Source organism: Nonomuraea sp. NPDC003709, assembly GCF_040610775.1.
In the GTDB taxonomy this organism is placed as follows: Bacteria; Actinomycetota; Actinomycetes; order Streptosporangiales; family Streptosporangiaceae; genus Nonomuraea; species Nonomuraea angiospora_A.
In genome coordinates this window covers 58,390-80,227 of the sequence record NZ_JBEXMW010000037.1, presented here as the reverse complement: position 1 = coordinate 80,227, position 21,838 = coordinate 58,390, and the positions used below count along the sequence as shown (strand labels likewise).

24 protein-coding genes are annotated in these 21,838 nt (G+C 70.3%); 7 read left to right on the top strand and 17 right to left on the bottom strand.

Features of this window, described 5'->3' with window-relative positions:
• Window positions 1–8: 8 nt before the first annotated feature.
• Window positions 9–869, top strand: a complete 861-nt coding sequence (locus tag ABZX61_RS59015) for an EamA family transporter (protein ID WP_350739804.1) — start codon at window positions 9–11, stop codon at window positions 867–869.
• On the opposite strand, the gene hemL is transcribed toward ABZX61_RS59015, so the two are convergent.
• From hemL to ABZX61_RS58980, 7 genes are all read right to left on the bottom strand, one after another.
• Window positions 866–2,155, bottom strand: coding sequence for a glutamate-1-semialdehyde 2,1-aminomutase (gene hemL / locus ABZX61_RS59010; RefSeq protein WP_355210253.1), 1,290 nt, complete (start codon window positions 2,153–2,155; stop codon window positions 866–868). The two genes, ABZX61_RS59015 and hemL, sit on opposite strands and share 4 nt — an antisense overlap.
• Before the next feature lie 60 nt (window positions 2,156–2,215).
• On the bottom strand, window positions 2,216–2,845 hold the full coding sequence (locus tag ABZX61_RS59005; RefSeq protein WP_350739798.1) for a bifunctional DNA primase/polymerase: 630 nt from the start codon (window positions 2,843–2,845) through the stop codon (window positions 2,216–2,218).
• A 273-nt stretch (window positions 2,846–3,118) separates the two neighbouring features.
• Window positions 3,119–4,102 (bottom strand): porphobilinogen synthase, encoded by a 984-nt coding sequence (gene hemB, locus ABZX61_RS59000; protein WP_355210250.1) that lies wholly within the window; start codon window positions 4,100–4,102, stop codon window positions 3,119–3,121.
• A 39-nt stretch (window positions 4,103–4,141) separates the two neighbouring features.
• The gene (locus ABZX61_RS58995) at window positions 4,142–5,686 is read right to left on the bottom strand and encodes a bifunctional uroporphyrinogen-III C-methyltransferase/uroporphyrinogen-III synthase (RefSeq protein ID WP_355210247.1); all 1,545 of its coding nucleotides are present in this window, start codon (window positions 5,684–5,686) and stop codon (window positions 4,142–4,144) included.
• On the bottom strand, window positions 5,683–6,594 hold the full coding sequence (gene hemC / locus ABZX61_RS58990) for a hydroxymethylbilane synthase (RefSeq protein ID WP_355210244.1): 912 nt from the start codon (window positions 6,592–6,594) through the stop codon (window positions 5,683–5,685). The genes ABZX61_RS58995 and hemC overlap by 4 nt, the downstream gene beginning before the upstream one ends.
• The gene (locus ABZX61_RS58985) at window positions 6,594–7,850 is read right to left on the bottom strand and encodes a glutamyl-tRNA reductase (protein ID WP_350739787.1); all 1,257 of its coding nucleotides are present in this window, start codon (window positions 7,848–7,850) and stop codon (window positions 6,594–6,596) included. The genes hemC and ABZX61_RS58985 overlap by 1 nt, the downstream gene beginning before the upstream one ends.
• A complete protein-coding gene (locus tag ABZX61_RS58980; protein ID WP_350739785.1) occupies window positions 7,847–8,524 on the bottom strand; it encodes a redox-sensing transcriptional repressor Rex in 678 nt (225 codons plus the stop codon). Before ABZX61_RS58980 ends, ABZX61_RS58985 begins: the two co-directional genes overlap by 4 nt.
• Window positions 8,525–8,639: 115 nt before the next feature.
• Between ABZX61_RS58980 and ABZX61_RS58975 the strand changes: the two genes are divergently transcribed.
• A complete protein-coding gene (locus tag ABZX61_RS58975) occupies window positions 8,640–8,876 on the top strand; it encodes a glutaredoxin family protein (protein ID WP_192789467.1) in 237 nt (78 codons plus the stop codon).
• Here ABZX61_RS58975 and ABZX61_RS58970 read toward each other — a convergent pair.
• Entirely contained in the window at window positions 8,866–10,329 is a 1,464-nt protein-coding gene (locus ABZX61_RS58970; protein ID WP_355210240.1) for an antibiotic biosynthesis monooxygenase, read from the bottom strand. The genes ABZX61_RS58975 and ABZX61_RS58970 overlap by 11 nt on opposite strands.
• 178 nt (window positions 10,330–10,507) lie before the next feature.
• Here ABZX61_RS58970 and ABZX61_RS58965 point away from each other — a divergent pair, with 178 nt between their 5' ends.
• Genes ABZX61_RS58965 through ABZX61_RS58955 form a run of 3 tightly spaced genes read left to right on the top strand, consistent with a single transcriptional unit; the run spans window position 10,508 to window position 12,732 of the window.
• Window positions 10,508–11,146: a sigma-70 family RNA polymerase sigma factor gene (locus ABZX61_RS58965; RefSeq protein WP_350739779.1), complete on the top strand. Its 639-nt coding sequence runs from the start codon at window positions 10,508–10,510 to the stop codon at window positions 11,144–11,146.
• 59 nt (window positions 11,147–11,205) lie between these two features.
• Complete coding sequence (locus ABZX61_RS58960) at window positions 11,206–11,838, top strand: DUF5667 domain-containing protein (RefSeq protein ID WP_355210236.1); 633 nt, start codon at window positions 11,206–11,208, stop codon at window positions 11,836–11,838.
• Window positions 11,839–11,856: 18 nt separating this feature from the next.
• Window positions 11,857–12,732: an HAD-IB family hydrolase gene (locus tag ABZX61_RS58955; protein WP_350739774.1), complete on the top strand. Its 876-nt coding sequence runs from the start codon at window positions 11,857–11,859 to the stop codon at window positions 12,730–12,732.
• Window positions 12,733–12,748: 16 nt separating this feature from the next.
• Here ABZX61_RS58955 and ABZX61_RS58950 read toward each other — a convergent pair whose 3' ends face one another.
• The 9 genes from ABZX61_RS58950 to ABZX61_RS58910 form a co-directional block, all read right to left on the bottom strand.
• Complete coding sequence (locus ABZX61_RS58950) at window positions 12,749–13,759, bottom strand: LCP family protein (protein WP_355210233.1); 1,011 nt, start codon at window positions 13,757–13,759, stop codon at window positions 12,749–12,751.
• A 2-nt stretch (window positions 13,760–13,761) separates the two neighbouring features.
• Window positions 13,762–14,340, bottom strand: coding sequence for a sigma-70 family RNA polymerase sigma factor (locus ABZX61_RS58945; RefSeq protein WP_185069958.1), 579 nt, complete (start codon window positions 14,338–14,340; stop codon window positions 13,762–13,764).
• Between the two features lie 59 nt (window positions 14,341–14,399).
• Window positions 14,400–15,194, bottom strand: a complete 795-nt coding sequence (locus ABZX61_RS58940) for an SDR family NAD(P)-dependent oxidoreductase (RefSeq protein ID WP_355210231.1) — start codon at window positions 15,192–15,194, stop codon at window positions 14,400–14,402.
• Window positions 15,195–15,264: 70 nt separating this feature from the next.
• On the bottom strand, window positions 15,265–16,167 hold the full coding sequence (locus tag ABZX61_RS58935; protein WP_355210228.1) for a lysophospholipid acyltransferase family protein: 903 nt from the start codon (window positions 16,165–16,167) through the stop codon (window positions 15,265–15,267).
• Window positions 16,164–17,159: an NAD-dependent epimerase/dehydratase family protein gene (locus tag ABZX61_RS58930; RefSeq protein WP_355210226.1), complete on the bottom strand. Its 996-nt coding sequence runs from the start codon at window positions 17,157–17,159 to the stop codon at window positions 16,164–16,166. Before ABZX61_RS58930 ends, ABZX61_RS58935 begins: the two co-directional genes overlap by 4 nt.
• A gap of 22 nt (window positions 17,160–17,181) precedes the next feature.
• A complete protein-coding gene (locus ABZX61_RS58925) occupies window positions 17,182–17,280 on the bottom strand; it encodes an AURKAIP1/COX24 domain-containing protein (protein ID WP_018654693.1) in 99 nt (32 codons plus the stop codon).
• Window positions 17,281–17,464: 184 nt separating this feature from the next.
• Window positions 17,465–17,668: a helix-turn-helix domain-containing protein gene (locus ABZX61_RS58920; protein WP_026214222.1), complete on the bottom strand. Its 204-nt coding sequence runs from the start codon at window positions 17,666–17,668 to the stop codon at window positions 17,465–17,467.
• A 312-nt stretch (window positions 17,669–17,980) separates the two neighbouring features.
• Window positions 17,981–18,763 carry a phosphatase gene (locus tag ABZX61_RS58915; RefSeq protein ID WP_355210223.1) on the bottom strand — a complete coding sequence of 261 codons (783 nt, stop codon included), beginning with the start codon at window positions 18,761–18,763 and terminating at the stop codon, window positions 17,981–17,983.
• A gap of 12 nt (window positions 18,764–18,775) precedes the next feature.
• Window positions 18,776–19,939 (bottom strand): acetoin utilization protein AcuC, encoded by a 1,164-nt coding sequence (locus tag ABZX61_RS58910; protein WP_350739760.1) that lies wholly within the window; start codon window positions 19,937–19,939, stop codon window positions 18,776–18,778.
• Window positions 19,940–20,046: 107 nt separating this feature from the next.
• Between ABZX61_RS58910 and ABZX61_RS58905 the strand changes: the two genes are divergently transcribed.
• Both ABZX61_RS58905 and ABZX61_RS58900 read left to right on the top strand, forming a co-directional pair.
• Window positions 20,047–21,168, top strand: coding sequence for a histidine kinase (locus ABZX61_RS58905; protein WP_350739757.1), 1,122 nt, complete (start codon window positions 20,047–20,049; stop codon window positions 21,166–21,168).
• Entirely contained in the window at window positions 21,165–21,821 is a 657-nt protein-coding gene (locus ABZX61_RS58900; protein ID WP_350739754.1) for a response regulator transcription factor, read from the top strand. Before ABZX61_RS58905 ends, ABZX61_RS58900 begins: the two co-directional genes overlap by 4 nt.
• The last annotated feature ends 17 nt before the right edge of the window (window positions 21,822–21,838 follow it).

Sequence of the window (21,838 nt, the reverse complement as noted above, 5' to 3'; positions counted from 1 at the left end):
CTCGCTGAGTGCGGCCCCGCCACCTGGCCCTAGCCATCGGCCTCGCCGCCGTGTGGGGCTTCAACTTCGTGGTCATGCAGGCCGGCCTGCGGCACTTCCCGCCGCTGCTGTACGCGGGCATCAGGTTCGCCCTGGCGGCGTTCCCCGCCCTGCTGTTCGCCGGCCGCCCGGGAGTCCCGTGGCGCTGGGTCGCGGGGGTGGCGGCCACCATCGGGGTCGGCCAGTTCGGATTTCTGCTCGTGGGCATGCGAGCGGGCATGCCGGCCGGACTGACCTCACTCGTCCTGCAGACGCAGGCGATCTTCACCGTGTTGTTCGCGGTGACGCTGCTCAAGGAGCGGCTCACCGCCCGCCGCGTGCTCGGGCTGGGCGTCGCCTTCGGCGGCCTGGCCCTGGTCGCGCTCGACTTCGGGGTGTCGGGCCCGCTCGGGGCCTTCGCCCTCTGCCTGGCCGCAGCGGCCGCCTGGGGCCTCGGCAACGTGGTTCAGCGCAAGGCCGCGCCGCCCGATTCGTTCCGCTTCATGGTCTGGGTGAGCGCCTTCTCCGCGATCCCGCTCCTGCTCCTGTCACTCTGGCTGGAGGGCGTGCCGGTGCTGGACCCGGCCGCTGAGGGCTGGCTCTCGCTCCTGTACGTGGCGTTCGTCTCCACGCTCGGCGGCTTCGGCGTCTGGGGCTGGCTCCTGCGCCGGTACGACGCCTCCACGGTGGCGCCGTACACGCTGCTGGTGCCGGTGTTCGGCATGTCGTCGGCGGCGCTGGTGACCGGCGAGCCGATCTCCTGGCCGAAGCTGGTGGCGGCGGCCCTGGTCATCTCGGGCGTCCTGTACGCGGGCACGAAGCCCCGCCGCGCACTCGCCACCGCCCCTTAGAGCACGGCGGCAGCCGCCTTGGCCGCCGCGGGCAGCGCCTCGGCCACGCGGCCCAGCGCCTCCTCGTCGTGGGAGGCCGACAGGAACCAGGCCTCGTACGCCGACGGCGGCAGATAGACGCCCTGGTCGAGCATCGCGTGGAAGAACGCGGTGAACGCGGCCGTGTTCTGCGTCTTGGCCTCGGCGAAGTTCGTCACCTCGGCGTCCGTGAAGAAGATCGAGAACAGGTTGCCCGCCCGCTGCAGCCGGTGCGGCACCCCGGCGGCGGACAGCGCCTCGGAGGCCGCGTCGCCGACGGCGAGGGCCGCGGCGTCCACGCGCTCGTAGGCCTCGGCGTCCAGGGCGCGCAGCGTGGCCAGGCCGGCCGCGCAGGCCAGCGGGTTACCGGACAGCGTCCCGGCCTGGTAGACGGGCCCCTCGGGCGCGAGCAGGGCCATCACCTCGGCCCGTCCCCCGAAGGCCGCGGCGGGCAGGCCGCCGCCCATGACCTTCCCGAACGTCATCAGGTCGGCCTCCACCGGCTCCAGGCCGTACCAGCCCGCGGGCGAGACGCGGAACCCCGTCAGCACCTCGTCGACGATGAGCAGCGCGCCGTGGGCCGTGCACAGCTCGCGCAGGCGCGCGTTGAACCCGTCCTTGGGCGGGACGATCCCCATGTTCGCCGGGCAGGCCTCCGTGATCACGCACGCGACCTCCGCCTCCGCGAAGGCCGCCTCGACGGCCTCGATGGAGTTGTACGGCAGCACGATCGTGTCCGCCGCCGACGCCCCGGTCACGCCCGGCGTGTCGGGCAGCCCGAACGTCGCCACCCCGGACCCGGCCGCGGCCAGCAGCGCGTCGACGTGCCCGTGGTAGCACCCGGCGAACTTGATCACCTTCGACCGCCCGGTGAACCCCCTGGCCAGCCGCACCGCGCTCATCGTCGCCTCGGTGCCCGAGCTGACCAGCCGTACCTTCTCGACCGGCGCCACCCTGGCGACGATCTCCTCGGCCAGCTCCACCTCGCCGGGGGTGGCGGTGCCGTAGGAGAACCCATGGGCCACCGCGCCCAACACGGCCTCGACGACCGCGGGGTGCCGATGCCCGAGGATCATGGGGCCCCAGGAGCACACCAGGTCGACGTACCGGTTGCCGTCGACGTCGGTGATGTGGGGGCCCTGGCCGGAGACCATGAAGCGCGGCGTCCCGCCGACCGCGCCGAACGCGCGCACCGGCGAGTTGACACCCCCGGGCACGATCCGGCGGGCGCGGGCGAACAGGTCCTCGGAGTTCTGTGTACGGCTCACCCGACCCAGGTTAGCCGGGACACACAGCGCCCTTCGGAGCGGGCACCACGAGGGCCGCGCTCAGTCGGCCAGCCACTCCAGGATGCGCAGCGGGTCGGGCAGCGGCTGCCCGTTCGGGGGCCGGAGCCAGGAGACGGGCTGCCCCGTGGGGAGGGTCGAGGGGGGCGCGAGGACGTAGCTGTCGCGGCAGTGCCACCGCAACCCCGGCGTGTCGTCGATCGTGGCGGGGTCGCAGTCGAGCTGGCACGACCACCACTCGTCCTCGTCCTCCGGATTGCCCCGCGTGGCCACATAAAACAGGACCCGGTCGCCGTTGGCGGCGACCGGGCCAGGGTGTGCTCCGGCGTTGTCGATCCGGGTGAGAGCCGACAGGCCGATGGCGAGCGGTACGTCGAAGACGTCGAACACGCGTCCGGTGGGCAGGATCACGTTGGCCTCGGGCTCGACCTGCCACCAGCGCGTCAGCAGCGCCGTGTCCGTCGTGGCCTGCAAGTGCCAGGCGGGCGAGAGCGGATGGGCACCCGGGTCGGGACAGCCGAGGCGGTCACAGGAGCAGGCGCGCGGCCCGTGACGCAGCGGATAAGCCCCCGGCACGACGGGCCACCCCATGGCGGCGTATTCGAGCACGGTGCCGATGCGTGTCGGCCGCGACCGTTTTCTGGTACGCCGAGCCAGCGGTACCCCCACCATTGGTGTCTCCCGTCGAGTCCCCACAGTGCCTGAAGAGGTCCCGGCTCCGGGCAGCCATACGCGCCACGCGGGACACACCAGCACTTGTCATCGCACTCTAACGCACACGCCCCACGAGTTGACGGGAAACCCCTTGGTTAGCCGCGATGGATCCGCAGCGAAGCGAGGACATCCATCGCGGCACCGCGAGCGGAAGCTCGCCAATCAGATGCGCGATGGATCCGCAGCGTAGCGAGGACATCCATCGCGGCACCGCGAGCGGAAGCTCGCCAATCAGATGCGCCGGGCCACTTCCGTCGCCCAGTACGTGAGGATCATGTCGGCCCCGGCGCGCTTGATCGCGACCAGCGATTCGGTGATCATGCGCTCCCGGTCCACCCAGCCGTTGGCCGCGGCCGCCTCGATCATGGCGTACTCGCCGCTGACCTGGTACGCCGCCACCGGAACGTCCACCTCGTCACGCACGCGGGTGATGACGTCGAGGTAGGCCCCCGCCGGCTTGACCATGACGGCGTCGGCGCCCTCGGCGAGGTCGAGCCGGACCTCGCGCAGCGCCTCGTCCAGCGGCCCGGCGGGGTCCTGCTGGTGGGTGCTGCGGTCGCCGAACTGCGGCGCGCACTCGGCGGCGTCGCGGAACGGCCCGAAGAAGGCGGACGCGTACTTCACCGAATAGGACAAGATCGGGACATTTTCATAACCGGCCCCGTCCAGGGCGGAGCGGATCGCCCCCACCTGGCCGTCCATCATCCCGCTCGGCGCCACCATCTGCGACCCCGCGGCGGCCTGGGCCACCGCGATCGAGGCGTAGCGCTCCAGCGTGGCGTCGTTGTCCACGTCGCCGGACGGGGTGAGGATCCCGCAGTGCCCGTTGTCGGTGAACTCGTCGAGGCAGGTGTCGGCCATGACCACGACCGCGTCGCCGACCTCGGCGTTCACGTCACGCAGCGCCACCTGCAGGATCCCGTCGGGATCGTCGGCGGCCGAGCCCCGCGCGTCCTTCACCGCGGGGATCCCGAACAGGATGATCCCGCCGACGCCCGCCTCCGCCGCCTCGTGTGCGGCCTTGCGGAGCGAGTCGCGGGTGTGCTGGAAGACGCCCGGCATCGAGGCCACGGGGTGCGGCTCGGCGAGGCCCTCCTTGACGAAGGCGGGCAGGATCAGGTCGGCGGCGTGCAACCTGGTGCCCGCCACCATCCGGCGCAGGGCGGGGCTGCGACGCAGCCGCCGCAGCCGGGCCACAGGGTACTGCGCGGTCATACGCCACTCCTCAATCGCGAGAACGCGAAGACTGAGAATTCACCTGGCTCTTCTCCTGGCGCCCCGGCGGTTCTGCGACGGCCGGCGCGGGGTGTCGCCCGCCGCCAGCGCCGCCTGGCGCTGCTTGGCCCCGTACTCGGCCACCGCGGCGGCCAGGGCGGAGGCCGACGGCTTGTCGGCCATCACGTCGACCCGGAGCCCGAACTCCTCGGCCGTCTTGGCCGTCTGCGGCCCGATGACGGCGATCACCGTGACGTTGTGCGGCTTGCCCGCGATGCCCACCAGGTTGCGCACGGTGGACGAGGACGTGAAGAGCACGGCGTCGAAGCCGCCGCCCTTGATCGCCTCGCGGATGGGCGCGGGCGGCGGCGCGGCCCGCACGGTGCGGTACGCGGTGACGTCGTCGCACTCCCAGCCCAGCTCGGTGAGCCCGGCCACCAGCGTGTCGGTGGAGATGTCGGCCCGCGGCAGCAGCACCCGGTTGATCGGGTCGAGCATCGAGTCGTACGGCGGCCACTCGGCCACCAGCCCCTCGGAGGACTGTTCCCCCGACGGCAGCAGATCGGGCTTGACCCCGAACTCGACCAGGGCCTGCGCGGTCGCTTCGCCCACGGCCGCCACCTTGAGGCCGGCGAAGGCCCGCGCGTCGAGGCCGTACTCCTCGAACTTCTCGCGCACCGCCTTGACCGCGTTGGCGCTGGTGAAGGCCACCCACTCGTAGCGGCCCGTGACGAGCCCCTTGATGGCGCGGTCCATCTGCTGCGGCGTGCGGGGCGGCTCGACCGAGATGGTCGGCACCTCCTCGGGCACCGCGCCGTACGCGACGAGCTGCTCGGACAGGCTGCGCGACTGCTCCTTGGTGCGAGGCACCAGCACCCGCCAGCCGAACAGCGGCTTGGTCTCGAACCACGACAGCTTGTCACGCAGCCCCACGGCCTCGCCGACCACGATGAGCGCCGGCTCGGTGAACCCGGCGTGCTTGAGGTCGGGCTGGAGCCGGCCGAGCGAGGACACGACGGTGTACTGCTCGGTGGTGGTGCCGCCGCTGCTGACCGCGACGGGCGTGGTGTCGGGCTTGCCGCCCGCGATGAGCGCCTTGCCGATGGCCACGGCGTCGCCGATGCCGTTGTAGATCACCAGGGTGCCGCGGCAGGCGGCGTGCGCGGCCCAGTCCTGGTCCTGCGCGGCGTCCACGACCCGGAACTCGGGGACGCCGCTCGCGGCCGGGATGCCCGCGTAGGTGAGGACGGCGGTCGCGGGCGGCACGCCGGGAACGATCTCGAAGTCCACCTCCGCCGCGGCGCAGGCCGCGACCTCCTCGGTGATCGAGGAGAACAGCATCGGGTCGCCCTCGCACAGGCGCACCACGAGCTGGCCGTGTTTGGCCCGCTTGACCAGGTCGTCCTCGACGACCTCGACGCCTTCGCGGCAGTGGCGCAGCAAGGGGCGGTGTTCTTCGTCGCCGAGCACCACGGCGTCGGCCTTGGCGAGCAGCTCGGCGGCGCGGAGCGTGAGCAGGTTGGGATCGCCGGGTCCCGCGCCCACGAAGGCGACGAATCCGGAGGTTGGACTATCGGAGCTCAATGGGAATGCTCCCCCATCAATCTGTCGGCTCCTTCGGCGATCATCTCGGCCGCCAGGAGGCGGCCCAGGTTCGCGGCCTCCGAAGGAGATCCGGCGGTGGACTTGCGGACCGCCTCGCGGCCGTCGATGGCGACGACCACGGCGGTCAGGTTCAGAGTGTGCCCGTCATCGGCCGCGAAAGCACCCACCGGAGCGGCGCAACCAGCCTCGAGAGCCGCCAGCACGGCTCGCTCGGCGGTCACCGCGGAGCGCGTGCGCGGGTCGTCGAGAACACTCAGGAACTCGATGAGGTCGGCCCTGTCGGACCTGCACTCCACGGCCAGCGCGCCCTGACCGGGAGCCGGCAGCAACTCCTCAACCTCGAAGATCTGTGCGATTTCGGCGTCACGGCCGATCCTGGTCAGGCCGGCCGAGGCCAGCACGACCGCGTCGAGCTCACCTGAGGTTACCTTGCCGATACGCGTGTCGGCGTTGCCGCGGATCGGGACGTACTCCAGGTCGGGCCGGAGCGCGCTCAGCATGGCGACCCGGCGCGGCGATCCGGTGCCGACCCGGGCGCCGGGCGCCAGGTCGGCGAACTTGCGCGGGCCGACCAGCGCGTCGCGGTGGTCGTGCCGGGCCGGGATCGCCGCCAGCGTGAAGCGCGGGTCCTGCTTGGTCGGCAGGTCCTTCAGCGAGTGGACGGCGAAGTCGACCTCGTCCTCCATGAGCTTGTCGCGCAGCGCGCTGACGAACACGCCCGTGCCGCCGAGCTGCGCGAGGTGGGCCTTGGTCACGTCGCCGAACGTCGTGACGCCCACCAGTTCGACCGCGCGCCCAGTGAGCCGCGTGTAGTCGTCGGCCACCATCTGGGACTGCGTGGTGGCCATCAGGCTCCGGCGCGTCCCCAGCCGCAGAGCTCCCGACATCACAGCTCCACCTCCCTCACGGCCTCGGGCATCTTCGGATCGAGATTGAACAGCTCACGCAGCGCTTCCGCATAATGATCGCCGCCCGGGCAGGTGGCGAGTTGCTTGACACGCACCGTGGGCTCGTGGAGCAGCTTGTCGACGACCCGCTGCACGGTCATGGCCACCTCGTCGCGCGCCTTCTCGTCGAGGTCGGGCACCCGCATGAGCAGGCGGCCGAGCTCCGACTCGACCACGCTCGCCGCCTTGCTGCGCAGCGCCACCACGGTCGGGGTGACCTTGGCGGCCCGCTCCGCGTCGAGGTAGGCGCGCAGTTCCTCGGCCACGAGCGCGCGGACGGACTCGACGGCGTCGCCGCCGCGGGAGCCGATCCCGGACTCCTGGATGGTCTCCAGGTCCACCAGCGTAACGCCGGGGACGGCCCGCACGCCCGGGTCGATGTCGTGCGGCAGCGCCAGGTCCAGCAGGAACGCCGGCCGGCTCAGCATGTCGGGCGTGATGACGTGCCGCCCGGCGCCCGTGCAGGTGATGACGATGTCGGCCCCGGCCAGCTCGTCGGCCACGGCGGCGAAGCCCACCGCACGGCCGCCGACGGACTCGGCCAGCCGCGCGCCGCGCTCGTACGTACGGTTGGCCACCACGATGTCGGTGACCCCGGCGCGCGCCAGCGTGGCGGCGGCCAGCGAGCTCATGGAGCCCGCCCCGACCACCAGCGCCCGCCGCCCGGCCAGGTCGCCCGCCAGGGCCAGGCCGGCGGAGACGAGGGAGGCGCCCGCCTTGTCGATGCCGGTCTCGTGGTGCGCCCGCTTGCCGACCCGCAGCGCCTGCTGGACCAGCTCGTTGAGGGTGGCGCCGACGGTGCCGTGGCGCTGCGCCAGCTTGAGCGCCTGGCGGACCTGGCCGAGGATCTGGCCCTCGCCCAGGACCATGGAGTCGAGCCCGCACACCATGGAGAACAGGTGCTCGACGGCCCGCTCCTCGTAGTGCACGTAGAGGTGCGGCGTCAGCTCCTCGACCGGGACGCCCGAGTGGACGCCGAGCAGGCCGCTGACGGCGGTGACGGCGGCGTGGAAGCGGTCGACCGTGACGTAGACCTCGACCCTGTTGCAGGTCGAGACCACCATGGCCTCCGCGACGCAGGGATCCTGCTGCACGTCGTACAGGAGTTTGGCGAGCGCGTCACCCGTGATCGAGACGCGCTCCAAAAGCGCCACCGGAGCGGTCCGGTGGCTGAGTCCGATAGCCAGAACACTCATTGACTGTCCACCGCCATGAGTGGCCCCCCAGCCTTGCGTTGCTCGTGGAACGCGAGAATCTGCAGTTCGATAGATAGGTCGACTTTACGGACATCGACGCCGTCCGGGACGGAAAGCACAACTGGGGCGAAGTTCAGGATGCTGGTCACGCCCACGGAAATCACACGATCGCACACTTCCTGCGCCGCTGCCGCCGGTGTCGCCAGAACCACGATCGAGACTCCACGCCGCTTGATGACGGCTTCCAGTTCGTCGATGTGCTCAACATTCAACCCCGCGATGGTGTCGCCCACGACTCCGGGGTCGGCGTCCACGAGCGCCGCGACGCGGAAGCCCCTGGAGACGAAACCGCCGTAGTTGGCCAGCGCGCGGCCGAGGTTACCGACTCCGACGATCGCGACCGCCCAGTCTTGCGTCAGGCCGAGCTCGCGGGAGATCTGGTAGACGAGGTACTCGACGTCATAGCCTACGCCGCGCGTGCCGTACGAGCCGAGGTGTGACAGATCCTTGCGGAGCTTGGCCGAGTTGACGCCGGCGGCGACGGCCAGGTCCTCGGAGCTGACGGTCGCGATGCCCCGCTCGGCCATCCCGTGCAGCGCCCGGAGGTACAACGGAAGCCTGGCGACCGTCGCCTCGGGTATGCCGCGGTCACGGGGCTGGGACGGGCTCTTCACGTGCCGGAGCTCCAGGGGACGGGCGGTGTGGGGACCGCGTGAACGGAATCGAACCGTCTTTCAGGTTAATCCCTTTGTGAACCGATGCACAAAGTCGCGGCGGTAGCGTGTGCCCATGCATCGCATCACGTTGCTCGGGAAGCCCGGCTGTCACCTGTGTGAGGACGCGCGAGAGATCATCGCCAAGGTGGCGGGCGAGCTCGGGGTGCCGTGGGAGGAGATCAGCATCGAGTCCTCCGAGGAGCTTCAGGAGAAGTACTGGGAGATGATCCCGGTCACGCTGATCGACGGCGTGCAGCACGACTTCTGGCGGGTCGACGAGACCCGGCTGCGGGCGGCCCTCAGTACGTGACCGTCGGGAGCGGCACCACCTTCGCGGCGTTGACGTTGAGCTCGATGACGTTGGTGGCCAGCACCATCGCCTGCCGCTCGTTGACGAACCTCTCGACGTGGGGCTGGCGCTGGTGGTCGCGGTAGGCGACCTCGTCGCGGTAGAGCTCGTAGACGATGCGCTGCAGGGGGGCCGACTTGACCGCGTGGCAGGCGTACACGAGCGTGTCGGGCTCGCCGCGGCGCACGGCCTCGACGGTCGCCTCGGCCAGCCGGTCGAACGCCTCCCCGGCCCCGTCCATGATCGTGAAGACGGTGAGCAGGCCGTAGATGGTCGGTGAGGGCTTGCCGGAGCCGGGCTGCTGTTGCTGTTGCGGGGCGGGCGAGAACAGCTCGGCGCCCGGGTAGACCGCGCCGGTCCCCGGCATCGCGAAGTCGGGGCGCTGGGGCGGCGCCTGCGCGGCGGGCGGCGCGCCGTTCATGATGTAGCCGGTCGAGGGCCCCGAGTCGGGCGGCGGCGCCATGCGCGCGGCGTAGTCGACCCCCTGGTCGCCCGCGCGGTATTCGGCCACCAGATCGCCCAGGCCCGACGACCTGCGCGGCGGGGAGGGCGGGAGCCCGGGACCGCCGGGAACGGGCTCAGGCATGCCCCTGGGGCCCGGCGGGGGCTGCATGGGCGCCTCGTCGCGGAACATGGGGCGCTCGTCGTGGTGCTGCGCGCGCTCCTCGCGACGCTGAGAGCGATCGTCCCGGCGCGAAGGGCGCTCGTCGCGGTCGGAGTCGAAGTCGTCCTCGTCGTCGTCCTCGTACGGCGCCAGGGGCCGCAGCACGGTGTACCAGACGGCCGCCGCGGCGACGGCGAGCAGCGCCGTGGTGAACAGCGCCGGCACCGTGAACCTCATCGCGCCCACGAGCGCCATCCCCGAGGGGACGATGACCGCCGACGCGTGCAGGTTGTCGGTGTCGTATTCGTCACCCTGGCGCCACTTGATCCCCGCCACGACGAGCATGCCGAGCATGATCAGGACGGCGACGACGTGCACGCCGAGCAGCAGCTTGTCGGGGATGATCGCCCAGAAGTTGGCGGCCGTCGGCAGCGACTTGCCCATCTCCTCGCTCTTGAGCGGGTCGAAGATGAGGATGGCCACCGACACGATCGTCAGGGCGATGCCGATCAGCCACGCGAGGAACCTCGGCGGCGCCTTCTCCCCCAGCAACTGGACCATGCCGACGGCCAGCCAGAGCGGCGCCAGCAGCGATCCCGTGATCTGGTAGATCCGGAACGTGACCGAGCCGAACCCGAAGACGTAGCCGATGCCGATCACGGCCAGTGACAGGCAAAGAGACACGACTGCAACGGTCCAGGCGATCAACCACCCCTCAGGCTCGTCGCGAAGTCGTTGAATCAGGGCGCCCACCGCGATCGCGGCCAGGAGCGCACCGGCGAAAGCTATGACGGCAACGAGGATCTCCATGATGACTCCAATGCTGCCGGACGAACCTCCCAGACCGGTAGCCGAAGAGGGAACGGGTCGGGAGACACGGTATCTGCCGATTACGCCTAGTCATGCCAGCACGCTGTGGATTGTGGAATTTCCGGTTGATTTCTAGAGTGTTCGAGCACGCCGCACCCCTTACCCCTAGGGATACCGGATGCCTGACTCGTCACCGTTCGCCGGGCTGCTTGCGCCAACGGTCGCTGTGCCTGCCCGGACGGGCGAGCCCGCCGTGCGCGAAGAAGTGCCCGACGACATTCGCACGCTGGTGCTGCACGCCAAAAGTGGCTGCACCGATTCCTTTGGCACGCTCTACGACCGGTATGTGGATCTCGTCTACCGCTACATCTACTTCCGGGTGGGATCGCATCAATTAGCCGAGGACCTCACCAGCGAGACCTTCCTGCGCGCGCTGCGCAGGATCGGCGACTTCACGTGGCAGGGACGCGACTTCGGCGCGTGGCTCGTGACCATCGCCAGAAACCTGGTCACCGACCACTTCAAGTCCGGCCGCTACCGGCTGGAGATCCCGACGGGCGAGATCATCGACGTACCGCTCGACGGCTCGCACATCCCTGAGAACGCCGTGGTCAATGCGATCATCAACGACAGGGTGCTGCGTGCCGTACGAGATCTCAATCCCGAGCAGCAGGAGTGTGTGGTCCTGCGCTTTTTGCACGGCCTCTCGCTCGCGGAAACCGCGCTGATCATGGGGAAGAAGAGTGGAGCGATCAAAGCGCTGCAGTTCCGCGCCGTCCGGGCGCTGGCCAGGGCACTTAAGCACGATCTGGCGTAACTTCCCCCATCCGCATCTCGTTGTTCAGATGTCACTGCCGGATCAGTCAGGGAGCTGTCATGGGTAGGGCGCGCAGGGAGCGGGAGCTCGTGCTCGAGCACCTCGCGGAGCTGCGCAGCCTGCCGCTCGGGGGCATGCCCGAGCCCGCCTTCCGCGAGCGGCTGCGCGCGGAGATCCTGTCCGGCGCGCTCCTGGAAGCGCCCGAGCCGGAGGCACCCGCCCACCGCCGTCCGGCGCGCCGGCGGCCGCTGCTGTCGCAGCTGGCCACGCTGGGGCTGGCGGCGGCCTTGATGGTCTCCTCCTTCGCCACGTACCAGTCGGTGCCGGGAGACTCCCTCTACCCGCTCAAGCGCGCCGCGGAGAGCACGCTCGTACGCCTCAGCAGCGACGACGCCGAACGTGGCGAACGCGAGCTCGACTCGGCCAAGACCCGGGCCAAAGAGGTCGCCACCCTGCTCGGCTCGGCCGAGGGCGGCCCGCTGGTCGGCAGGACGCTGAAGGACATGGAGGAGTCGACGCGCTCGGGCATCAGCAGGCTGGAGCGGGCGGAGCCGCGCTCCCCTAAGATCAAGACCTTCGCCCGCGACCAGAAGAAGGTGGTCGGGCCGATACTCACGCAGCTCGACGACTCACAACTTGCCCAGGCGGAGGGATACCTTGACTACATCGAGGGTCTGGTCGCGCCTGACTAGGAAAGTAAGCTGAGCGCCATGTGGCGGCTTATTCGACGACGACACGAGATGGCGCCCGAGGCCGCCGGCGAGGCCGCGGCGCAGGCGGCGGCCACCGTCGCCCCGGTCGAGCCGGACCTGCAGGCGGCGGCGTTCTTCGACGTCGACAACACGATGATGCGCGGGGCCTCGATCTACCACTTCGCCAGGGGGCTGGCGACGCGGGGCATGTTCACGACGTCCGACCTGATGAAGTTCGCGGTCGGGCAGGCCGTGTTCAGGCTGCGCGGCAACGAGAACCCCGAGCACATCGCGGTCGCCAGGGAGACGGCGCTGGCGTTCGTGGCCGGGGCCAAGGTCGACGACGTCGTACGCCTCGGCGAGGAGATCTACGACGAGGTCATGGCCGACCGCATCTGGGGCGGCACCCGTTCCCTCGCCCAGAGCCACCTGGACGCGGGCCAGCGCGTCTGGCTCGTCACCGCCACCCCCGTGGAGCTGGCCCGCGTCATCGCGCAGCGGCTCGGCCTGACCGGCGCCCTCGGCACGGTCGCGGAGACCCGTGACGGGATCTACACGGGACGCCTGGTGGGCGACCTCCTGCACGGTCCCGCCAAGGCGGAGGCGGTGCGGGCCCTGGCCCGCCGCGAAGGGCTCGACCTGACCCGCTGCACGGCCTACAGCGACTCGGCCAACGACCTGCCGATGCTGTCGCTGGTGGGCTCGGCGGTGGCCATCAACCCGGACAGCGAGCTGCGGGAGCACGCCAGGAAGCACGACTGGCCCATCAAGGACTTCCGCACCGGCCGCAAGGCCACCCTGACGGCCCTGCCCATCGCGGCCGGCGTGGGCGCCATAGCCGGCGGCATCGCCGCCGGCATCGCCCTCCGCCGCCACTACCGCAACTCGATCTAGCCGTTACGGCGAGTCGTCACCCTCCGAGGCGTTTGAAGAGCTTTTCGGCCTCCGGTTGCTTCCACTGCAGGCGGTTCCTGTCCTCCGGATACGGCTCCCACGGGATCGTCGTGAGGTCCAGCTTGGTGCCCGACAGCTCGGTGGCCAGCTCGTACATCGACTCCAGGTTCAGATCGGTCTTGACCGACCTGCGCATCATCTCCAGGAACGGCTTGAGCCGCTCGGGCGAGGACAACCCTGACCTGGCCTTCTTCAGCATCGCCAGCACGAGGGTCTGCTGCCGCTTCACCCGCTGGACGTCCGACCCGTCGCCGTAGTGCCGCAGCCGAACGTAGCCCAGCGCGGCCTCCCCGTTCAGCAGGTGCTTGCCGGCCGACAGCTTGAGCTTCGACGCCTTGTCGTCCACGGCCTTGGGCAGCGTGACCTCGACGCCCCCCAGCGCGTCCACCATGCCCTTGAAGCCCGAGAAGTCCACCTCCACCGAGTGCTGGATCCGCAGCCCGGTCAGAGACTCCAGCGTGCGCTTGAGACAGCCCGCCCCGCCGGTGTCGTACGCGGAGTTGATCATGCCGAACCTCGCGGGCGACGAGTCGCAGCGCGGGATCTGGACCATCGAGTCGCGCGGGACGCTGACGACGGTGGCGCGGTCGCGGTCGGCCGGGACGTTGACGATCATGATGGTGTCGGACCGCTTGCCGACGTTCTGTCTGGCCTGCATGGGGCCGTACTTGGCGTTGCCGTCGCCCTCGCGGGTGTCGGAGCCGATCACCAGCACGTTCCGCGTGCCGCTCATGTCCACGGCCTGCGAACCGGCGGGCGGCGCGGCCGTGTGCCGGCCGCTGACGAGCACGGCGGGCACGGCGACGGCGCTCGCCGTGGCCACCGCGACCAGCCCCGCCGTCCACCAGCCGCCCCACCGGCGGCGGGGACGCGCGCGCAGCAGGCGGTCGCGCTGGCGGACGAGCGTCGCGGGCGGCTCGTGCCCGATCTCCTCCCCGAGGTCCCGGAGCAGCTTCAGGTCGTCCATCGTCACTCCTCCTCCATGGGGTTGGTGTCGCCGAGTGCGGCCCGCACCTTCCGCCTGCCCCTGTTGAGGCGGGAGCGCACGGTCCCGATGGGGATGCCGAGCGCCCGCCCGACCTCCTCGTACGTGAGATCGCCCCAGGCGATGAGCAGCAGCACGTCCCGGTCCTTGGCGGGCAGCGCCGCGAGGGCCCCGGCCAGCTCGGCGCGGACGGCCTGGGCGGTGACCCCGGCGGCCACCCGGTCCGCGGGCGACTCCACGTCGGAGTCGACAGGGGCGCGCAGGAGGGCCCGGTAACGGGCCGCCTCCTTGCGGTGGTGCCGGGAGATGAGCTTGGTGAGGATGCCGAAGAGCCACGGCCGGGCGTCCGGGTACGCCAGGTCGTAGCTCTTCCTGCGTGAGAAGGCGACCAGGAACGTCTCGCCGACGAGGTCCTCGGCCGGCTCTGGGCCGAGGCGTTTGGAGACGTACCGGTAGAGCATCGCGGAGTAGCGGTCGAAGAGCTCGGCGAACGCCTCGGGTTCGGTCCACGAGGCGCTCACGAGCTCCGCATCCGCACCCCTGGTGGCGGGTTGCGTGATCATCTCCGCCCTTCTTTGGGGGGATCGGTCACGGATGTCTTGCCACAACCCGCCCAGAGGGTTCACAGCTCCTTGAGCTGACCCCCGTCGATCACGAACTCGGCGCCGGCGGTGCTGCCGGAGCGCGGCGACGCGAGCAGGGCGATCGCGTCGGCGACCTCCTGCGGGTGGACGAGCCGACCTGTGACCATCTTCATCATGGTGGGCGCGACCTCGTTGATCACGCTCTCCTTGTCGGAGCCGGCCATGCCCGCGAAGACCTCGGCCGCGCCGCCCTCCTTGGTCCACCAGTCCGTCAGCACCGCGCCGGGCATCACCGTGTTGACCCTGACGCCCTGGGGCCCGTACTCCTCCGAGAGGGACTTGGTGAGCTGGTTCACGGCCGCCTTGGCGGCGCCGTAGTCGACGTTGACGGGCCCGGCCTGCCTGCTCATGGTGGAGGAGACGTTGACGATCGAGCCGCCGCCCCGCTCCAGCATGACGGGCAGGGCCGCCCGGATCATGCGTACGACCGCGAACAGGTTGAACTCGATCATGGCCGCCCAGTCCTCGTCGGAAGGCGTCAGGAACCCGGCGCGCGGCAGCGTCGCCCCGGGCGGCGGGCCGCCGGCGTTGTTGACCAGGATGTCCACCCCGCCGAACTCCTCCACGGCCCGCGCCACGACCCGCGCGGGCGACTCGGGGTCCATCAGGTCCACGGGCACGTGCACGACCTTGTCGGGCCACTCGTCCGTACGGGTCCGCGAGGCCGCCACGACGTGGGCGCCCTCCTCGGCCAGGGTGGTGGCCACGGCCAGTCCGATGCCCTTGGACGCGCCCGTGACAACGGCGACGCGGCCGGAAAGCTGAAGATCCATGGGATTCCTCCCGATGTTTTGGCGAATTTGTCTTTGTCGCCCGTAGAACACCGGAGGCACCCCGCAGGTTTCACACGAAGGGCGGGAAGGCGTGTCCTCGGCGCAATCGCAGCTCGTTGAGCATCTGCTGGATGACCTCGCGTACGTGGTCGGTGAGGTTGAAGACCACCATCGGGTCGTCGGCCGCGGACGGCTCGTACTCGTCGGTGCGGATCGGCTCGCCGAACTCGATCATCCACTTGGACGGCAGCGGCACCAGCCCGAGCGGCCCGAGCAGCGGGAAGAACGGCGTGATCGGCAGGTAGGGCAGCCCGAGCATCCTGGCCAGGAACTTCAGATCGCCGACCTTGGGATAGATCTCCTCGGCCCCGACGATCGCGGTGGGCACGATCGGCACCCCCGCGCGGATGGCCGAGGCCACGAAGCCGCCGCGGCCGAACCGCTGCAGCCGGTAGCGGTCGCCGAACGCCTTGCCGACGCCCTTGAAGCCCTCGGGGAACACCCCGACCAGCTCACCCTTGCGCAGCAGCCGGTCGGCGTCCTCGGGGCAGGCCAGCGTGTGGCCGGTCTTGCGGGCCAGGTGGCTGAGCACCGGGAGCTGGTAGACCAGGTCGGCCCCGAGCAGCCGCAGCGGCCGGGCGGCCTCGTCGTGCAGGGCCACCTGCAGCATCAGCGCATCGACCGGCAGCGTGCCCGAGTGGTTGGCGACGACCAGCGCCCCGCCCTCGTCGGGGATGTTCTTCAGCTCGACCGTCTCCACCCGGAACCAGTCGGTGTAGAGCGGCCTGATCAGCTCCAGGACCACCTTGTCGGTCAGCTCGGCGTCGTAGCCGAACTCGTCGACCTCGTAGTCGCCGTCGACGCGCCTGCGCAGGAAGGCCAGCAGCCTGGCCACCCGATCGGGCTCCTCGAACGACGGCGCCGCGCTGATCGGGATCACCACCGCGTCCTGTTGTTCCTGGGGAACGCTCAACTCCGCACACCTCCGAGCGGGTGCAGGCCGTGCGAGCGCAAGAAGTCGTCGAACGCCGCCCCGGTCGTGAACTTGGGCTTCCATCCGAGCGCCGCCTCCAGCGCGGAGGTGTCGACCGCGCGCCCATGGCACATCAGCCTGACCTGCTCGGGCGAGTATTCGACCAGCCCGATCCTGCGTACGGCGTTGCCCAGCATCTTGAACGCGGGCGAGGGCAGCGGCATCGAAGGCCGGCCCGCCCGCCTGGCGCACTGCGACAGCAGCAGCACGCCTGCCCCGGCCACGTTGAACGTGCCGGGGTGCTCCTCCGTCGCCATCCGGCGCAACACCTCGACCGCGTCGTCCTCGTGGATGAACTGCAGTCGCGGGTCGAAGCCGAACACGGTCGGCAGCACCGGCTGGGAGAAGTAACGAGTCAGCGGCGAGTCGACGCCGGGACCCATGAAGTTGGCAAAGCGCAGCATCGACACCGTCACGTCGGGACGTCGCCGGGCGAAGCCCCGGACGTAGCCCTCGACCTCGACAGCGTCCTTGGCGTAGCCGTGGGTGGGGCCGTCGTGGGGCTCCAGGTCCTCGGTGAACACCGCGGGATCCCGCGGCGACGAGCCGTAGACGGCGGTGGTGGAACGGACCACCACGCGCCGCACGGTCGCCGACCGCTGGCAGGCACCGAGCAGTTGCATGGTGCCTATCACGTTGTGCTCTTTCATGGCGGCCCTGCCACCGCTCCTCGACGGAGCGCTGACCAGGCTCATGTGCACAACGGTGTCGATGTCGGCAGCCGCGATCACCTGAGCGATGTCAGGGCTGCGCAAATCCACCCGAACGAACTCAGTCCGGCCGAGAGAGATGCCGCCGTCCCGTGTTAGCCAGGGGGGCGGCACGGTGTCAACTCCTATGACGCGGCTGATGTCCGGGTCGGACGAGAGAATGCTCGCCACCCGGGCGCCGATATGGCGCGAGACCCCGGTGACCAGCACGGTGTGGGTCATCAGCGCCTCGCAGCTGCGTAAGTTACTTCTTGTTACGCCGCTGGATGCGCGTCTTCTTGAGCAGCTTGCGGTGCTTCTTCTTAGCCATCCGCTTGCGGCGCTTCTTGATCACAGAGCCCACGGGACCCCCAGGTACTGATAGCAAGTCTGACCGGAGTGCGAGCGCACACCGGCTCACAGACTACCGGCGATCGACGGTGGATCGCCCCACCGGGGGGTGAGAGCCCGGTCGCGCCTTCCGGCGGCCGGGCCCCTCCCGGGACAGCTTTCACGACATTCACGACATGACGGGTCACGTCGCTACTTCAGCCTGCCTCGATGTAGGCCTCCCGCAGATAGTCGTGTACCGCCTGCTCAGGCACCCTGAACGACCGGCCGACACGGATGGCCGGCAACTCGCCAGAGTGGACGAGCCGGTACACCGTCATCTTGGACACCCTCATGACCGTCGCCACTTCCGCGACGGTCAGGAACTTCACCTCACTGAGAGGTCTTTCGCCTGCACCCATCGGACGCCTCTTCCGCACGTGTTTCCGGGTTATCCCCACTGGTGCCATTGCTCACGCACGTGTACTGCCGTCAGCGTAAGTCGGGACTCCGGGTGCGCAAACCCCCTAGTTTCTCAGTCGCCGGAGCCGCCTGTCAGCCGAACCAGCGAAATCGCTGGTGAGCAGCCGGGCAGAGCACCTCACCTGGACGTTGGAACTGTCCAAGTTGCCACACATAAGAGTCGCCGGAGCCCCATCAAAAGTTGGCAAAGGGACAGCGAGCCTCTTGGAATGCAGGCGCGAAAAGACGGTATCGGGAGGGCCGAATTCGACTCAAAGGGCTCGTGAGACCTGAGTGACGATCCGCTCTGTCAGCGGAGCGTAAAAGCGCGGTAGCACATTGTCATCGAGCGGGACGACCACGTCAATCTTTCCTTCGGCCTCGCCGAGGAAGAGTCCGGGGTCGTTGCTGTCGGCGAACGCCACTGTGTGCGCACCGGCCTCTCCCGCCGCTCCCGCCCAGCCGTGGTCGGCGATCACGAGGTCAGGAAGCTCTCCTCCGAGCTCGTCGATCATGTGGCACATGGGCGTGGCGTCGTGGGTGTGCACGAACGCGCCCCGGTCGTCGAGCATGGCGACATCCTGCAAATAGCGGATCTTCCGCCGACGCCCGAAATTGGGCCCGGAGTACGACCATCCCTCGCCCGGCGCGAGCAGTTCGGCCCCGCGCTCGGCGCAGAGCCGCGCCAGCGGCAGGTGCACGGCGAGCAGCCCGGTCGGGTGCCCGGTGGCGAGCAGGACGCGCGGGTTCTCCCGCGACAGCACGGCGGCGATGGACTCGGCCATGTCGTCGAGCGCGTCGATCACCAGCTCGGGGTCGATGGTGTCCTGGCCCCAGCGGTGGTCGGGGTCGGAGACCACGCCGGCCGACTTGGCCATCAGCGCCAGGATGTCGCGGTACGACCACGGCTGGTCGAAGGTCAGGCCCAGCTTGTAGTGCGGGTCGCCGTTGGCGAGCGAACTGTAGTGGTCGAGGTTGTTCTCTCGGGGGGTCGCGACGTCGCCGGCTATTCGAGTCTGGACAAGGTGCTCTCGTAGTTGGTCGCGGCTAAGCACAGCACTTCCTCGTTAGGGCATTGGATCGAGGCCGTGCAGGGGGAACACCGCATGTCGGGTCGCCATGACAGCACGGTCAATGGGGTCCGCTGGGTCATAACCACCAGAGATGTCACGAAATTCCGGATTGCGGCCATCCGTCATCGTGAGCGGCGGCGTCTCGCCCGTACGTTCCCTGACGAACTGGCGCCAGCTCTCGCTCGTCGGGGTGGCCGGATCGACCGGGTGACCCGCCAGCTCGGCGATGAGATGGGTCCACGCCCGCGGCACCACCTGCACCAGCTCGTAACCGCCGCCGCCGGTGGCGATCCACCGGCCGCCGGCGGTCTCGTGGGCCAGGTGGTGCAGGGCGGCGTACGCGGCCCGCTGGCCGTCGACGCTGAGCATCAGGTTGGCCAGGGGGTCGAGCGCGTGGCTGTCGCAGCCGTGCTGGGTGACCAGGATCTCCGGCCTGAACTCGTGCAGCAGCGGCGGCACGACCGCGTGGAAGGCCCGCAGCCACCCCGAGTCGCCGGTCCCAGCGGGGAGCGCGACGTTGACGGACGTGCCCTCCGCGCCGGTCTCCTCCGGGAAGCCGGTGCCGGGGAACAGCGTGCGCGGGCTCTCGTGCAGGCTGATCGTCAGGACTCTGGGGTCGTCGTAGAAGGCCGCCTGGACACCGTCGCCGTGGTGGACGTCCACGTCCACGTACGCGATGCGGCCGGCCCCCTGCCTCAGCAGCCAGGCGATGGCCAGCGCGGGATCGTTGTAGACGCAGAAGCCGCTCGCGGCGGAGCGCATCGCGTGATGGAGGCCGCCGGCGACGTTGACGGCGTGCTCGGCCGAGCCCTCCCAGACCGCGCGGGCGGCGGCCAGCGAGGCGCCGGCGATCAGCGCGGAGGCGTCGTGCACGCCCTGGAACGCGGGGTTGTCCGGGGTGCCGAGCCCGGCGCCGAGGTCGGGCCGCCCGGAGGCGGACACGCGCTTGACGGCCTCGATGTAGTCGCTCGTGTGGACCATGGCCAGCTCGGCGTCCGTCGCGGGCTCGCAGCCGGCCATCTCGACCTTGTCGAGCACGCCGAGCGCGCGGGCGAGCGCCATGGTCAGCTCGACGCGCACGGGGGCGAGCGGATGGCTCGGGCCGAAGTTGTAGGAGGTGAGAGCGTCGTCCCAGATCACCCGCGCCGACCGGCTCATCCCTGTCCTCTCCCTGGCCCTTGGGGCGACGTTACCCCAGGGCAGACGCGACGTTGTAGTCCAGGGCCAGCCAGCCGATCTAGAAATTTCATGATTAGGGTCGTAGCGTGCGGCGAACCTTCCTCAAGATCGTGCGCTACTTCAGACGCCCCAGGGTCTTCGACACGACGCTCGTGGTCGTGCTCTCCCTTCCCGCCCTGATCGCGCTGTTCTTCATGCTTCGCCGGGGCGACATGACATCCGTCCCGAGCGCGGTGTTCTACCTGGCGGGCATGCCGTTCCTGCTCATGCGCCGCCGCAGGCCGCTCGTCACCGTCGCGCTGGTGACCGCTGTGGACATCGCGAGCATCGCCACCGTTACGGCGCTGAACAGCGGCGTGGCCGCGTCCATCGCGCTCTACAGCGTGGGCCGCTACACCGCGGGCCGCACGACCGCGATCGCGACGGCGGCGGTGTTCGCCGCGTACGCGACGGCGGCGGAAGTGCTCAGGCAGATCACCGGCGGCTGGGTGATCTCCCTGTTCTCCGTCGGCGTGCCCGTGGGGATCGGGCTGATCGTCCGGCTCAGGACCGAGCTCGCCGAGCGCGGCCGGCGCGAGGCCGCCGACGCGGCCGTGCGCGCCGAGCGGCGGCGCATCGCCAGGGAGCTGCACGACGTGGTCGCCCACCACATCACCGTCATCAACGCCCTGGTCGGCGGCGCGCGGGCGACGCTCCCGCCCGAGCAGGAGGTCACCAGGAACGCGCTGGAGAGCGCGGAGCAGACCGCCCGGCAGGCGATGTCGGAGATGCGCCGCCTGCTGGACGTGCTCAGGGCCGACGGCAGCGAGGGCCCCGACGCCGCGACCGGGGTGGGCGCGGACCGGCTACCCTCGTTGATCAAGGAGGCGAAGTCGGCGGGGCTGCCCGCCAGCCTGGTCGTGACCGGCGAGCCCGTCGCCCTGCCCGCGACCGTCGACCACGCCGTCTACCGGATCGTGCAGGAGGCGCTGACCAACACCCGCAAGCACGCGACCAGCGCCAGGGCGAGCGTGCGGCTGGCGTACGAGCCCCGGGCCGTGGAGGTCGAGGTGGTGGACGACGGCCTGGCGGCGGGCGGCGGCACGCCGGGGTTCGGGCTCGGCGGCATGGCCGAGCGGGTGGCGTTATGCGGCGGCCAGCTCTCGACCGGGCCCCGCCCAGAAGGAGGCTTCCGCGTGCACGCCCGCATCCCCCTGGAGGCGCCGTGAAGATCAAGGTACTGCTGGCGGACGACCACGAGCTGGTCCGCAAGGGCTTCCGGCTGATGCTCGACGCGCAGCCCGACCTCGGCGTGGTCGGCGAGGCCGCGGACGGGGCCGAGGCGGTGGAGCTGTGCCGGCGGCTGCGGCCCGACGTGGTGCTGATGGACCTGCACATGCCGGGCCTCGACGGGGTGCGCGCGACCGAGCTGATCACCGCGGAGCTGCCGGAGGTGCGGGTGCTCGCGCTGAGCACGTTCGACCTGGACGAGAACGTGGTCGCGGCGCTCAGGGCGGGCGCCGGCGGGTTCCTGCCCAAGGACGTCTCCCCCGAGGAGCTCATCGAGGGGGTGCGCGTGGTGCACCGGGGCGAGTCGGCCGTCGCGCCGCGCCTGCTGACCCGGCTGATCGGTGCATTCATCCACGTGTCCCGCCCGAGGCAAGTACCCGCCGAGCTGGACGGGCTGACCGACCGCGAGCGGGAGGTCCTCGTGCTGATCGCCCGCGGCAGGTCCAACACCGAGATCGCCCAGGACCTGTCCGTCTCCCCCTCGACCGTCAAGAACCACGTGACGAGCCTGTTCGCCAAGATCGGCGTCAGGGACCGGGCGCAGGCCGTGATCGTGGCATATGAGGCGGGGTTGATCCGCCCAGGAGAGTAGGACCACGCTCCCAGACC